A 13,398-nucleotide genomic window follows, 5' to 3' on the forward strand; every position below is an offset into this window, starting at 1 on the left:
CCCCTGCCCCCTGCCCGTCCGCCTCCTCGGCGTGCTCGTCGCGTAAGCCGTCGGCAGGTACAGGTACAGGAATGGTTAGTTCTTTATGACAGGTTCTACGGGTGACACCGTTGTCACCCTGGAAATGCACAGATTGACACCCTGGGATTTCCAGACTGTCAGATTGACACCCTGGACTGACCTGCGGTTTTACATCGACCCCAGATTCCAGGGTGTCAGATTGACACCCTGGGGCTGACCTGCTGTTTTTCTGTTTCGGACGAGAATCGTACAAACCCGCCATCATGCCCGCCAGATCAAGGTGATAGACGTTCGACGCCTGCCGAGTAACACCATTCGCGGTGCGATACCGGCGCTGCTGAGAGCTCACCATCCCACCGGACTTCAACGCCGCAATATGACGCATCACAGTGCGCTCGGACTGACACGTGCGATGCGCGATCTCAGTAATCGACGGCCAACAAACCCCCGAAGCGTCCGCTCTATCCGCCAAAGCCATCAAAATCATCTTCTGGGCAGGCTGAAGCTCCACATGATTCAGCACAATGCCCATCTCAACAAAACCCATTACGACCACTCCCCTAGCGCGACCAGGGCAACACGTGCTAACTTCGAAACATCAGTGATTCCCCCTTCGCTGTATTCGCCCTCCGCCCCCACGGAGGGCGCTTTTTTATGCCACCGCGAGAATTCACATACATCGAGCCGCATCACAAAGCTCCCTCTCGCTCTAAAATCGGGCTATGAACAGCACCGACATACGACTCGCATCGACGCAAAAAGACCACCGCGACATCCGCAAGCTCTTCGTCGAAGAAATGAGTCCAGAAGTCGTCTTGCCCGAACTTCCCACCACTAGCCGCGTCGGCTCCACTAGCAGCCAACTCACGGGATACTGGGAAAACAACCAACTCGTAGCGGCCGTCTTCACACGCCCACTGCACCAAGAGGCCAACGCAATAAAACGCAACCGAGCCATCGAACCAAGCATCCGCCAGCGCGTACACACCTGGCTGCTGAACCACACCAAAATGATCGAGCTGATCGCGACACGCAGCGACCAGCGACGCAGACACATAGCCACCAACCTGCTCAGCACAATCACCGCCCAAGCGCGAGACAACCACTGCGACTTCATCCTCGCAGTCGCCAGGGACGACACCGCAGCGAATCTTTTCCGCAAAAGCGACTACTTCGTGTACAAACCGCGTGTCAGCCTCATGCTCACAGCGAAACACCCCACCCACGAAGAAATCCTCGGACAACTCCCCGGCATGCCCGACACATTTTTTGCCCTCAAAGAACTCCACAGCAGCGACAACTTCACCTTCAGAGTCCACCATCCGCTCGCCATACAGCGACAAGACGGGAACCCCAACATCCGGCCACACAACACCAAAGCATTCCTCTACACCCCCTAAACCAGCACCCCTAACCAGCACGGCCAGCCTCCAAAACCTCTTCGATAGCCGATCGTGGGATCCTCCACCGACCATTAGGCAATTGAATGACTCCGGGAATCTTCCCCTCGCGACACCACTTACGCACTGCGGCAGGGCTGATCCCTCCGGGAATTACCCGACCAACCTCAGAAGGGTCTAGCCAGTCCTCGATAGACCGTTCGTTCCATTTGGTTACACTCATGCCAATTAGGATACATGGAACACAACTCTTTTCAAGACACACTTGTAACGTTTTGGAACATTTGTTACGTTATCCACATGAGGACAAAGACCCAAAGAGTGCCCATGTCGGCAGACCAAGCCATAGGTGCGAAAGTGAACCAGCTAATGTTCGTTCATCGCGCCACCAGGAAGCAGCTCGGAGAAGCGCTGGGATGCTCTGGTCCAGCAGTGAGTAAAAAAATCTATGGACAGAGTTCATGGAGCGTGGAGGAACTGTACGCAATGGCCGAATTCTTTGACATTGACATCACTGACCTTCTCCCCCAGAGGGTATCCACACAGCAAGAAACCCCCGACTTCCAATCGGAAGCCGAGGGTTCTCGGAAAGTGGTAGCGGGGGCAGGATTCGAACCTACGACCTCTGGGTTATGAGCCCAGCGAGCTACCGAGCTGCTCCACCCCGCGTCGGGTGCATATATGCACTTGTTGCTGTTCCATGCCTTGCGGCCTGTCTCAGCGACGTGTGATTACTATACAGAGGAATAGCGCAGCATCCAAATCGCTCTGTGTACTGCGAATTCTCGGCACTACCTCGCTGGGATAAACCACGCTAGACAGCCCAGCCCATACCCGGCGCGCACCACCGCACACACTTCCCCAAGAACCACCCCAAACACCAGCGCCCACAACCCCGCAGGGCTGTGGGCGCTATAAGCGGCGTGCTACCTAGCGTTATAGGGCGCTAGTTCTGGTAGTTCTCTTGGTAGTCACGCACCGCATCATCGAGTTCGTCGAGGGCACGACCGTACTCTTCGTTCGAACCATTGCGGGCGTCTTGCAGGTTCTCGAGGGCGCGGTTGATGCGATCAATGGCTTCGCCCTGATCGCCGCTTCCGCTAGCAGGACCGCTCGGGGTGTCCGTGCTGTCATCCTTCTTATCCTCGGCGGATGCCTCCTCGTCCTTCTTCCCGTCCTCGGGCGTGGCATCGTCCTTGCCAGCGTCGACGGTCTCGGCCTCATCCAGGTCGGCAGCTTCCTTCGGGTCGATACCCACTTGGTCGAGGGCCTCGGCGATGGTGGGCGCGTAGCCCACCTTGCCGTTATAGGAGATCAGTACGCGGAGCAGCTTCGGGAAGGCCGAGGCCTGGTCCTTACGCTGGGTGTACACCGGCTCCACGTAGAGGATCTCTCCCCCGCCCACCGGCAGGGTGAGGAGGTTGCCGTCGATCACCTTGTTGGTGCGCTCCCAGAGGGAACGGTCACGCGCGATCTGATCGGAGGAGATCATGGTGTCCTGTGCCTGGCGCGGGCCCTGCGTCTGGGTGTTCGTCGGCAGCACACGCAGCGTGATGTGGCCATAGTTGTCCGGGTCGGAGGACACCGCCATGTGTGCGGAGAGGAACTCGCGCTTCAGACCACGGAAGGAGGTGATCATCTGGAAGCTGGGCTTACCCGTCTTCGGATCGGCGGCCACCACATAGTAGGGCGGCTGGGCCAGTTGGCGTCCCTCGTTGCCGCCAGCTTGTTCGCTGGTGCGGGTTTCCGTTGCGGTCGGATCCGTGGGCACAGACCAGAACGCATCGTTGTTGAAGAACACGCCCGGATCATCCACGTGGTAGCGAGTCATCAGCTCGCGCTGCACCTTGAAAAGATCCTCGGGGAAGCGCATGTGGTCCATGATCTCCGGAGAAATCTCGGACTTCGGCTTCACCGTATTCGGGAAGATATCGCTCCAGGCCTTGAGCACGGGATCCTGCTCGTCGAAGGCATAGAGCTGGACGTCGCCGTCATAGGCGTCCACCACTGCCTTCACCGAGTTGCGGATATAGCTGACCTGATCGTTAAAGAGCAGCTGGTTAGTTCCCTCGGGGTTGCGGGCATCCTCGGTGACGTTGGTCAGCGAGGTGCGTTCAGCATAGGGAAGGTTCGCGAGGGTGGTGTAGCCGTCCACGATCCACTTGATGCGTCCATCCACCACAGCTGGGTAGGTCTTGGAGTCGGTGGTCAGCCACGGCGCCACCTTCTTCACGCGCTCGCGCGGGTCACGGTTGAAGATGATCTTCGAATCGCTGCCCACTCGATCGGAGAGCAAGAGGTTGAGCTCCTGATAGCGCAGCGCGAAGGCAGCGCGGTTGAACATGTTGCCCACGTCCACACCGCCCTTGCCGTCGTAGGTGAAGCGGTCGGTGTCGGTGTCGTACTCCACTGGGCCGGCGCCGGTATCGCCCACGATGGAGTAGTCCACATTGGCGGGGACCTCACTGATCACTGGGCCGTAGTAGGTACGTGGCTGCTTCGCCTCGATACCGAGCTTCTTTACTTCTTCATCGTTGCGGTTTTGCTTCAGCGCCTGCAGATCGGAGACGTTGTACACGGGATAGCCGCCGCGGGTGGATCCCACATCGCGGGCCACCTCATCCACCTGGTTGGCGGGGGCGGCGATGAAGCCATTGCCGTGGGTGTAGACGGTGTGGCGGTTAATCCAGTCGCGCTGGTTATCACTCAGCGCGTTCGGGTCCATCTCGCGGACGGTCACCACATAGTCGCGCAGCTCCCCGTCGGTGGTGTAGCGGTCGATGGCGAGGGTGTCGGGGAAGCCATAGAAGTTACGCAGCTGTTGCTGCTGGGTGAAGGTGGCGGCAAGCACCTCGGGGTCGAGGAGGCGGATATTGGACAGGGTGGCGCGGTCATTCGCCACCTCTTCGTCAGTAGCGCCCTTCGCTCCCCAGTTCTCCATGTAGGTGACGTTGTCGTCGGTGAGGTTATAGGCGTAGCGCGTGGAGTCGATATTGCGCTGGATGTACTCGCGCTCCTTCTCCGCACGGTTCGGCTTCACCGAGAACTCTTCAATAATCAGCGGATAGGCTGTCCCGATCACCACTGCGGAAAGCACCATCAGGCCGGTGGCCAGCGCGGGAATGCGGAGGTCCTTGAGTACCACCGCGGAGAAGAACGCAATGGCCACCACGATGCCGATCACCATGAGCAGGATCTTGGCGGGAAGAATGGCGTTGATGTCGGTGTAGCCACCGCCGGTAAACGTTTCATTCTTACTAAATAGCAGCGAGTAGCGCTCGAGATAGTAGCCGGCTACCTTCACCAGCATCCACAGCCCAGCGGTCACGGTCAGCTGCACCTGGGCGGAGGTGGAAATAGAGGCACGCACCCCCGTCATGCGGTTACCCACACGGATACCTCCCAGGAGGTAGTGCCCGATGAGGCCGATGAAGAACGCGATGATGAGAAATACCGACAGGTAGGACACGATCAGCTGCAGCATAGGCAGCACAAAGGCGTAGAAGCCGAGGTCGTGGCCGAATTGCGGATCGGTTTCCCCGAAGCTTTCTCGGGAGAAGAACATCAACACGGTGCGCCACTCGCGCTGCAGCGCGAAGCCGCTGAACAGTCCCAGCAGCACCGGCAGCCCGGTGAGCACACCCCGCAGGGAGGATTCCAACACCTTGCGGTATTGGTGGATCGGGTTATTCGGATCGATCGTCTCGAGGGAATCGGGGCGATTTTTATAGGTGACGTATCCGGCGATGAACGCTATGCCCCCGGCGAGGATGGCGCCCACAACGAACAAGGCGATGCGACTGAGCACTACCTTGGTGAACACTCCGGTGAAATCTACTTCCTGAAACCACAGCCAGTCGGTGTAGAAGCCGACGACCATGGGGGCGATCACCACAAGAGCGATAATGATGCCTAAGGTCCAGCTGAGAGCCTTCGGTGGGCGTTTAATGGGCGGGCCGGACGAGGGCCGCTTATTCGACAACGCTATTCTCCTTGATGCACATTGTTAGGTTAAGTCACGCTCTATCAACTACGGTTCCCGTACCGTTGGGCGCGGGAGTGAGTCCGTGCGAGCGTGGGCGAGGCCAGCCAACGGATGCGGTGCACATAGTGACGTGTGTGGACCCCCTCATGCTGCTCGAGGACGTCCCGCAGCCACACCCAGCTCCGGCACATCTCACACTCATATCTACCAAAACTGCATAGACAGTTCACCACATTACGTAATCCAAGGAAGCCATGAGCAATCACGACGAATCTGCAGCCACCTATCTTCTGCCGCAGGCCCTCAACAAGGCCATGCTGGAGGCAGTCGAGTTCATCCACGCCGAGGGCTGGGACGCCACCCCTACCCTGTTCGCGCTCGTCCCTCGCGAGAGGCTTATCGACGCTCTCCCGGAGGACATCGATGACTCGCCCTTCGTTCTCGTGGTGCAGGATAATCTTCCCGAGCACATCCAGCCGGGCTCCGAGGAACTCGGCGATTATATCGCCCGCATCATGTGGCCCGAGGGCGTGGAGGGTGCGGTACTCGCCCAAGAGATCATGTTTAAAGACAGCGCAGAGCACGCGGATACGACGGCCCGCCCGGCGCGACTGTTCTCCGGTGTGGTGCGCGGCGGAAGCGATCTGACTCTGCTGCAGCTGCGCCCCACCGAAGAGGAGCTGGAGGCCAAGGGGGCCTTCGCGGAGGACGATATTGAGCTCCGCGGCGGCGCCGGGGTGGCCCCGGGCGTCATCGCCGCGCTGCGCTATTCCTTCGAGGAGAATGTGGACTAGGCCCCGCGCCCACCGCGGGCACAAGATTCCAAGCGGCCCTCATGCGTGAACTAGCATGGGTGGTGCGCTGTGCTCTAGGTCAATGTTCTTATATAGCGTGCGCATCGCTTGTGCATCCACGCGGAGGAAAAACACTGTCATGAAAGATTCTCGGATTCTGGCCCTGACGGCACTCGCCCTCACTGCTGCGCTCACGGCGGCGGGATGCTCGGATTCGGGCGAGGCCTCGGATGTAGCGGAGAGCTCGTCCAGTTCCACGACCTCGACCCGCACCTCGGAAACATCCTCGGCAGAAAGCGACGACAGCACCGAGACGGCGCGGACAAGCACAACGAGCAGCACCGATACACGGGACTTTAAGGATGCCTCCATCGGCAAGGCCTATGAGAAGTACGGCGATCTGGCGCCGCGCGAGCTCTTTGAGCAACTCAATGACTGCCAGCCGAATGGCCTGCCGAATTCGATTACGTGTACCGGCCCGAAGGTGGGCACGTTCCAGTTCATGAGTTCCAAGCCGAAGGCGATGTCGGTGATGCAGGCGCTGACCGAGTTTTCGAATTCGCAGGTGGTGGACAAGTCCGAGGATCGCGTGGTCGGCTGGTCCATTATGGGCACCACGGCGATTGTCACCGTGGTGAATAAGGACAAGGGCCTGATTCTGCAGCAGATGGTATCCACCGATGATGTGGATCCGGAAGAGCGCATCTATGAGCTGGGGCTTGCCGAGAAGCCCGGGGCCGCGGAGAGCGAGCCGACGGAGCCTGAGGAGCAGGACTCCGATAACGCGGCTGCCGCCGACGAGGAGAACAACGCGGACTCCGAGGAATAAGGACTCAGTCTCCTAGAACTGAAGGCCCAGGCGGCGGCTATCCACAGGTGGGATAGTCGCCGCCATTTTTATAGGCCTTCATGGACTCGATGGCGCCGGCGAGATCGGTGACCTTAATGATGTCCATATCGCCGTGATCGCCCTTGAGCGCCTCCGCACAATTGGCTTCCGGGGCGAGGAATACCTCCGCACCCGCATCCCGGTGGGCGGCCGTGACCTTATGCTGGATGCCGCCAATGGGGCCGACGGTGCCGTCATTACTAATGGTGCCGGTGCCGGCGACATGCAAGGAGGCATTAATGTCTTCGGCAGATAGCTTCTCCACCACGGCGAGGGTGAAGATCAGCCCCGCGGAGGGGCCACCGACGTCCTCGAGATGGAAATCCACATCGAGGTTGTCGCCCGGAACTGCGCTCATCACCACGCCCAGCAACGGCGTGCCCGGAGCGCCGGGGTTGTCCCCCAGCTCGACGGTGAGGGCCTGTTCTGTGCCGTCCTCATTACGCAGGGTCACTGTGACCTCATCGCCCACCTCATGAGATTGCACCGCCTCGCGGGCCTGCTCGGGTGTGGTCACTGGGGTGTCATCGATAGCGAGCAGCACCTGGCCTGGCTGCACCTGCCCCTCGGCGGCGGAGTCATCGGCCACGGAGAGCACCTCTACCTCGGTGGGGCGGTTGAGATACCCCATCGCCGCCACCACCGCCGCCGATTCGGAATCCACAAAGGCCTGCTGGTTGATCTCACGGACTTCTTCTTCCGTCTTATCCCGTGGAAACACTGCCTCGATCGGCACGATTGTGTCATCGCTGAACAACCAGCGACCCATGGTTTGGGCCAGAGACATATTGTGGCGCACCACCACCGTGGTCATGTCGAGGTTGCCCGTGGTCGTCTGGGTGGGCACTCCCGTGATCTCCACGACCGGCTCCCCAGAAAACTCTGCGAGCACATCGTAGGTTGGGCCGGGCCCCTCGGCGGCATAGGGCACCGTCAGCGAGATGTCGGTGCCAGGAACGTGATCGAGGTTGGCGAGCACGGCGAGCACCACCACTGGAATGGCGCCGTAGGTCAAGGTGCGCTTACGAGGATTCACGACTGACCACATTACCTTCCCCACAGCACGAGGCTTCAACGCTCGCGGCCCGCGCCCTGTTCGCTCTCAGCGTGGCTGTCTCGCTAGCAAGCGCAACTCCGTGCGCGGTAGATTTGGTGCCATGAGCCGTAACGGATTTGGATTTTCCTTTGGTAATGAAGACGATGACGATGACCGCCGTCGGGATGACCAATCGCCCTTTGGCATGTTCTTTTCCGGAGGCTCGGGGGATGACCCCAAGTTTGTATCCGGTGGATTAGGCGACATGCTCAACCAGTTTGGGCAGATGCTCAGCGATATGGGCTCGAGTATGAACGACCCCAACTCGGAGGGGCCGGTGAATTATAGCCTTGCCGAGCGTATCGCCCGCCAAGCCGCGGGTTCACCGGGCTCGGTACGGGCGAATGACGCCGAGGCCGTCCGAGAATCGGTACGGCTGGCAGAGCTGTGGCTTGACGACGCCACTCAGCTCCCTACTTCGGAAGCCTCGGTTCAGGCGTGGAACGCCCACGATTGGCTCGAGCACACGCTGCCCATGTGGAAGCGTTTTGTGACGCCTGTGGCCGAGCAGATGAACGAGGCGCAATTCGATAATGTGCCCGAGGAGGCCAAGGAGATGATCGGGCCGATGCGCGGCATGCTCTCTCGGATGTCCTCCATGAATTTCGGTATGCAATTGGGTAATGCGCTCGGCGAGCTCGCTACCCAGGCGCTCACCGGCTCGGACTTTGGGCTACCCGTTGCTCCGCGTGATACCACCGCGGTGCTGCCGCAGAATCTGCAGACCATGTCCAAGGATCTGGGAGTGCCCGCCCAGGAAGCGCTGGTCTATCTCTGCGCCCGCGAAGCCGCCCGGCAGCGCCTATTCAAGCACGTGCCCTGGCTGGTGGAGCGTCTCGTCTCCTCGGTGGAGGAGTACGCCGCTGGTCTCGTGATCGACACCTCCAATGTGGAAGAGGCGATGCGCGAAATCCAGACCGAGGCCCAGGACCCCGAGGGCATCCAGGAGGCCATGGCCCGGTTGCAGGGCATGGACCTCTCCCCCACGGTCACCTCCCGCAACGCCGCCGCGGTCAGCCGTTTGGAAACGATGCTCGCTCTCGTCGAGGGCTGGGTGGAGCTCGTGGTCACCGAAGCCATGGGCGATCGCGTGCCCTCGACCGCGGCGATGAATGAGGCGTGGCGCCGCCGACGCGCCACCGGCGGCTCCGCCGAAAAGGCCTTTGCCAAGGTGGTGGGCATCGAATTTGCCGCCCCCAAGGTGGCCGAGGCCCAGGAGCTGTGGCGCCGCGTGGAAACCGCTGTGGGTATCGAACGCCGCGACGCGGTGTGGGATCACCCCGACTTCCTGCCCGTGGCCGAGGACTTGGATAACTCCGCCGAGTTCATCGACGGCCTGCTGGATTCCGAGGACTCCGGCGATTTCGATCCCATCGCAGAGATCGCCAAGCTCGAAGAGGAACTCGCCCGCGAGGCCGAGAACCCGGACTCCGGCTCTGAGGATGCAGACGCTAAGGACAGCGACAATAAGAACACCGACGATAAGGACGAGGATGATAAGGACAGCGGCCGCGACGCCTAGCCTCCGCTAGGCATCCGGCTCCTCCTCGCGGAGCGGACGCTCGTCCATAAAGCTGAGGGCTTCCAAAAAGCCCTCGGCTTTTGCCGTGTGTGGGTAGCGCTCTACCCACTGCCGAAACTCGGGGCCGTGGCCACCGGGAACGAAGGTGTGCACCATTTCGTGCACGATCACCGCATCCACCACATAGCTGGGCAGTGGCTGCAGCCGGTGACTGAGCCGGATCGTGCCATCGGCGGGGGTGGTGGATCCCCAACGCCGGCGCTGATTATGCACCCAGCGGATGGAACTGACCCGCGCCCGCCCCTCCAGATAGCGCTCATTGAGCTCCGCGGCGCGGCACTCTAAGGCGGTGTCATTCTTGAGCTGGCCGCGGGAGCGCTTCGCTTCGACTCGGCGCAGCAGGGAGGCCACCATCTCGCGTTCTTGGCGCGCCGTCAATCGGGCGGGAATGCGCACCACATAGCCATCGCCGCGGGCCTCGATGGCCGCGGTTTTCTTTCTTCGCGCCGATCGAATGACTGTCACTGCGGGCTGCTCTGTACTCACAAGCACGCCAGTGTAGTCCGCTCGGCTGCGCGGGGCCGGTGAGTGTAGTAGAACTATCCCCAGACACGGCGGCCGCGGCCGCAGCCAGTGCAGAACGGGGTTTCGGGGGGAACGTCTTATGCAAGCACCAGCGGAGCATCACGACACCGCAGCACCGCACGCCACGGTGCGCCTGCGCGAGGGCATTTCTGTGTTCATCCGCCCCTGCGGGGCACTGCAATTCGGGCAAAACCCACAGACCGCGGTGGTCATCGACGAATTCAGCCCCGTCATGGGCGCCGCCATTGCCCGCTGCTTCCGCCGCGTCCATCGAGCAACACCGCGCACCCAGCTCAGCACCTGGCTCGAAGAGTCCGGTATGGCCGGCAGCGCGGCGCGTTCGCTTATCGACGATCTCCTCCAGCACCGCATCCTCGAAGCCTGCCCCGACAGCGGCCGTACCGCGAGCCTCATCGGGCGCTCTCCCCTCGCCACACAGGTGGCGGGCGTGCTCAGCGCCACGGGCGTGAGCCTGCACCGACCCCAGCACCCAGATTTTCTGGCCCCCTTCGTGCACGATATTGCGCAGCTGGCCACCCACCCGGTGCTGGTGATTGATGAGATCAGCCAGCACCGCTTCCTCGCCCCGCTGCTCACCCAGCTCATCGCCGAGGAGCAGCCACTGATTGTGGTGGACGTGATCGACGGGCAGTATTGCATCGGCCCGATGCGCCGCGGCACTCGCGGGCCGTGCCCCTTATGCATGGAGCTGTATCGCAGCGACGCCGATCCCGCATGGTCCGATATCGTGGCCCAGCGCGTCCCGCACAAACTTCAGCCCAGCCCCATCACCACCACCGCCACCGCGGCAGTCATCGCGGCCCTCGTCCAGGCGGTCCACGAGGGCAGCCAGCCGGAGCTGGTGCGCGCCGGCACCCGCTGGACGGTCACCCACACGGCGGTGCAGGAAGACACGGTGGCGGCCCATCCGATCTGCCCAGTGTGCTTCGAGACCTCCCAGCGGCGGCCGCGGCCGAGAACGGCGAGTGAGGGCTAGCGCAGCTCGTCGAGAAGCTGCACGAGCGACTCCCCGAACTGCTCCACCTTCATCGGCCCGATCCCTGAGATATCCAACAATTCGGCTTTGGTGGAGGGCATCTCCTCGGCGATCGCGGTGAGGGTGGCGTCGGTGAACACGATATAGGCGGGGGCGTTGAGCTCCTCGGCCTCGGCGCGACGCCACTGCTTGAGCCGCTCAAAGATCGCCGCATCCGCCCCTGAGGGGCAGTCCTCGTGGCGGCCGGCCACCTTGTCCTGCGGGGTGAGCAGCGTGGTGCCGCATACGCGGCAGCGTTTGGAGCGCTTGGAGCGCGGCGGCACAGAGGACAGATCCACCTCCGGCACCACCCCATCAAGGAAGCGGCTTCGCTTGCGCGAGGCACGCCCGCCCTCTTTGCGGGCCAGCGCCCAGGAACAGCTCAGATGCTCACGGGCGCGGGTAATGCCCACATAAAACAGGCGGCGTTCCTCCTCGATCGCCTCGTTACCGGCCTTGATGGCGTGGCTGATCGGAATGGTTTTTTCCACCAGCCCCACCACAAACACGGCATCCCATTCCAAGCCCTTGGCGGCATGCACGGTGGCGAGGGTGACGCCCTGCACGGTGGGATCCTGCTTCGCGGCGGCGCGCTGGTGCACCTGATCCATCACGGCCTGCAATCCCCAGTGGGGGTGGGAGGAGGCGAGATCCTCGATCACATCCGCCAGTGCTTTCAGCGACTGCCAGCGCTCCCGCTGCTTCGCGCCTTCCGGTTCCTTCTCGCTGAGGCCCACATCGGCAAGCAAATCGCGCACATAGCCTGTGAGCTCCACGCCGCTGGGCCCGATGCGCTGCAGCTCCTCTTCGGCCACACCAGCGGTGCGCTCCACCTGAATCTGGCGGTTGAATTTCTGCGCGGCGCGCACCAGCAGCGCCATCGCTTGGCGCACCTCCGGCCGCTCATAAAAGCCTTCGCCTTGCTGGACTTGGTAGGGGATGCCGGCGTCGGCAAGCGCCTGCTCATAGATGGGCGACTGGGCGCGAATACGAAAGAGCACGGCCATCTCCGAGGGCGGTACTCCCTCCTGCATCAGCTGCTGGATTCTTTCCACCACCCCACGGGCCTCGGCGGATTCATCCGGGTAGGACTGAAAACTCGGCGCGGGACCCGAGGGGCGCAACCCCTCCAGCTCCAGCCGGGTACCGGCGATGCGGCCGCTGGCGCGCGCGATCACGCTATTGGCCACGGAGGTGATCTCTGGGGTGGAGCGATAGTCGCGTTGCAGGCGCACGGTGGTGGCCTGGGGATAGCGGCGCGGGAAATCCAGCAGGTAGCGCGGGGTGGCGCCGGTGAAGGAATAGATGGTCTGGTTGGCATCGCCCACCACGGTGAGATCGCTGCGATCCCCTAGCCACGCCTCCAACACCCGCTGCTGCAGCGGGGTGACATCCTGGTACTCATCAACCACGAAGGTGCGGTACTGATCGCGGAACTCCTCGGCCACCGCGGGCGCGTTCTCCAGCGCCCCAGCGACGTGGATGAGCAGGTCATCGAAGTCGAGCAGCACCCCGTCCTTGGTGTTTTTTAGCTGCTCATAGCGCTCATAGGCTTGGGCGATCTTATCCGGATTCGCCGGGGCGGTGCGCAGCGTCTTTTCCACCTCCGCGGGATAGGACTCGGGCGTGAGCAGGCTTGCTTTGGCCCAGGAGATCTCGCCCAGCACATCGCGGATGGATTCCGTGGAGGTATCCAGGCCCACTGCCCGCACCGCTCGGGCCACCGCGCCGAATTGATTGTCCAGCATCCGCCACGGCAGATCCCCGGCGATCGAGGGCCAAAAATAGGCCAGCTGGCGGCGTGCTGCGGAGTGAAAAGTACGGGCTTGGACGGCCGCCACCCCCATGCTGCGCAGCCGCTCCCGCAGCTCCGCGGCGGCACGGGTGGTAAAGGTGACCGCCAGCACCCGGTTGGGCGAGACCATGCCCTCGTTCACGAGATTGGCGATGCGATAGGTGATGGTGCGGGTTTTGCCGGTGCCCGCGCCGGCCAGAATGCACACGGGGCCGCGGGGCGCCGCGGCGGCGCGGCGCTGGTCCTCGTCGAGGTCATCGAGGCTGAACATGGCG

Annotated in this window: 11 protein-coding genes and 1 tRNA gene; 5 read left to right on the plus strand and 7 right to left on the minus strand. The window is 62.1% G+C overall.

Annotation, left to right across the window (positions count from 1 at the left end; all coding sequences use genetic code 11):
* The coding region (locus GBB18_RS09405; protein ID WP_192796008.1) for a helix-turn-helix domain-containing protein at positions 1-568 on the minus strand (568 nt) is incomplete at its 3' end.
* 175 nt (positions 569-743) lie between these two features.
* Here GBB18_RS09405 and GBB18_RS09410 point away from each other — a divergent pair.
* A complete protein-coding gene (locus tag GBB18_RS09410) occupies positions 744-1,421 on the plus strand; it encodes a GNAT family N-acetyltransferase (protein ID WP_151641500.1) in 678 nt (225 codons plus the stop codon).
* Positions 1,422-1,431: 10 nt separating this feature from the next.
* Here GBB18_RS09410 and GBB18_RS10880 read toward each other — a convergent pair whose 3' ends face one another.
* The 3 genes from GBB18_RS10880 to GBB18_RS09425 form a co-directional block, all read right to left on the minus strand.
* A complete protein-coding gene (locus tag GBB18_RS10880; protein WP_151550477.1) occupies positions 1,432-1,644 on the minus strand; it encodes a helix-turn-helix domain-containing protein in 213 nt (70 codons plus the stop codon).
* Between the two features lie 369 nt (positions 1,645-2,013).
* Positions 2,014-2,090, minus strand: a tRNA-Met gene (locus tag GBB18_RS09420).
* A gap of 277 nt (positions 2,091-2,367) precedes the next feature.
* Positions 2,368-5,409, minus strand: a complete 3,042-nt coding sequence (locus GBB18_RS09425) for a UPF0182 family protein (RefSeq protein WP_370513274.1) — start codon at positions 5,407-5,409, stop codon at positions 2,368-2,370.
* A 251-nt stretch (positions 5,410-5,660) separates the two neighbouring features.
* Here GBB18_RS09425 and GBB18_RS09430 point away from each other — a divergent pair, with 251 nt between their 5' ends.
* Positions 5,661-6,200, plus strand: coding sequence for a PPA1309 family protein (locus GBB18_RS09430; protein ID WP_151550039.1), 540 nt, complete (start codon positions 5,661-5,663; stop codon positions 6,198-6,200).
* 139 nt (positions 6,201-6,339) lie between these two features.
* Complete coding sequence (locus tag GBB18_RS09435) at positions 6,340-7,029, plus strand: hypothetical protein (protein WP_151641502.1); 690 nt, start codon at positions 6,340-6,342, stop codon at positions 7,027-7,029.
* Positions 7,030-7,066: 37 nt separating this feature from the next.
* Here GBB18_RS09435 and GBB18_RS09440 read toward each other — a convergent pair whose 3' ends face one another.
* Positions 7,067-8,125 (minus strand): PDZ domain-containing protein, encoded by a 1,059-nt coding sequence (locus GBB18_RS09440; protein WP_370513273.1) that lies wholly within the window; start codon positions 8,123-8,125, stop codon positions 7,067-7,069.
* A 121-nt stretch (positions 8,126-8,246) separates the two neighbouring features.
* On the opposite strand from GBB18_RS09440, the gene GBB18_RS09445 reads away from it, so the two are divergent.
* A complete protein-coding gene (locus GBB18_RS09445; protein ID WP_151641504.1) occupies positions 8,247-9,707 on the plus strand; it encodes a zinc-dependent metalloprotease in 1,461 nt (486 codons plus the stop codon).
* Between the two features lie 6 nt (positions 9,708-9,713).
* Here GBB18_RS09445 and GBB18_RS09450 read toward each other — a convergent pair whose 3' ends face one another.
* Positions 9,714-10,253: a SprT-like domain-containing protein gene (locus GBB18_RS09450; RefSeq protein WP_225990277.1), complete on the minus strand. Its 540-nt coding sequence runs from the start codon at positions 10,251-10,253 to the stop codon at positions 9,714-9,716.
* Positions 10,254-10,371: 118 nt separating this feature from the next.
* Between GBB18_RS09450 and GBB18_RS09455 the strand changes: the two genes are divergently transcribed.
* Positions 10,372-11,289: a TOMM precursor leader peptide-binding protein gene (locus tag GBB18_RS09455; protein ID WP_151641505.1), complete on the plus strand. Its 918-nt coding sequence runs from the start codon at positions 10,372-10,374 to the stop codon at positions 11,287-11,289.
* Here the strand turns inward: GBB18_RS09455 and GBB18_RS09460 are convergent.
* Complete coding sequence (locus GBB18_RS09460) at positions 11,286-13,394, minus strand: ATP-dependent DNA helicase UvrD2 (RefSeq protein WP_151641506.1); 2,109 nt, start codon at positions 13,392-13,394, stop codon at positions 11,286-11,288. The genes GBB18_RS09455 and GBB18_RS09460 overlap by 4 nt on opposite strands.
* Positions 13,395-13,398: the final 4 nt, after the last annotated feature.

Origin of the sequence: Corynebacterium sp. 11A (assembly GCF_008930935.1) — a bacterium.
GTDB classification, from domain to species: Bacteria; Actinomycetota; Actinomycetes; order Mycobacteriales; family Mycobacteriaceae; genus Corynebacterium; species Corynebacterium megadyptis.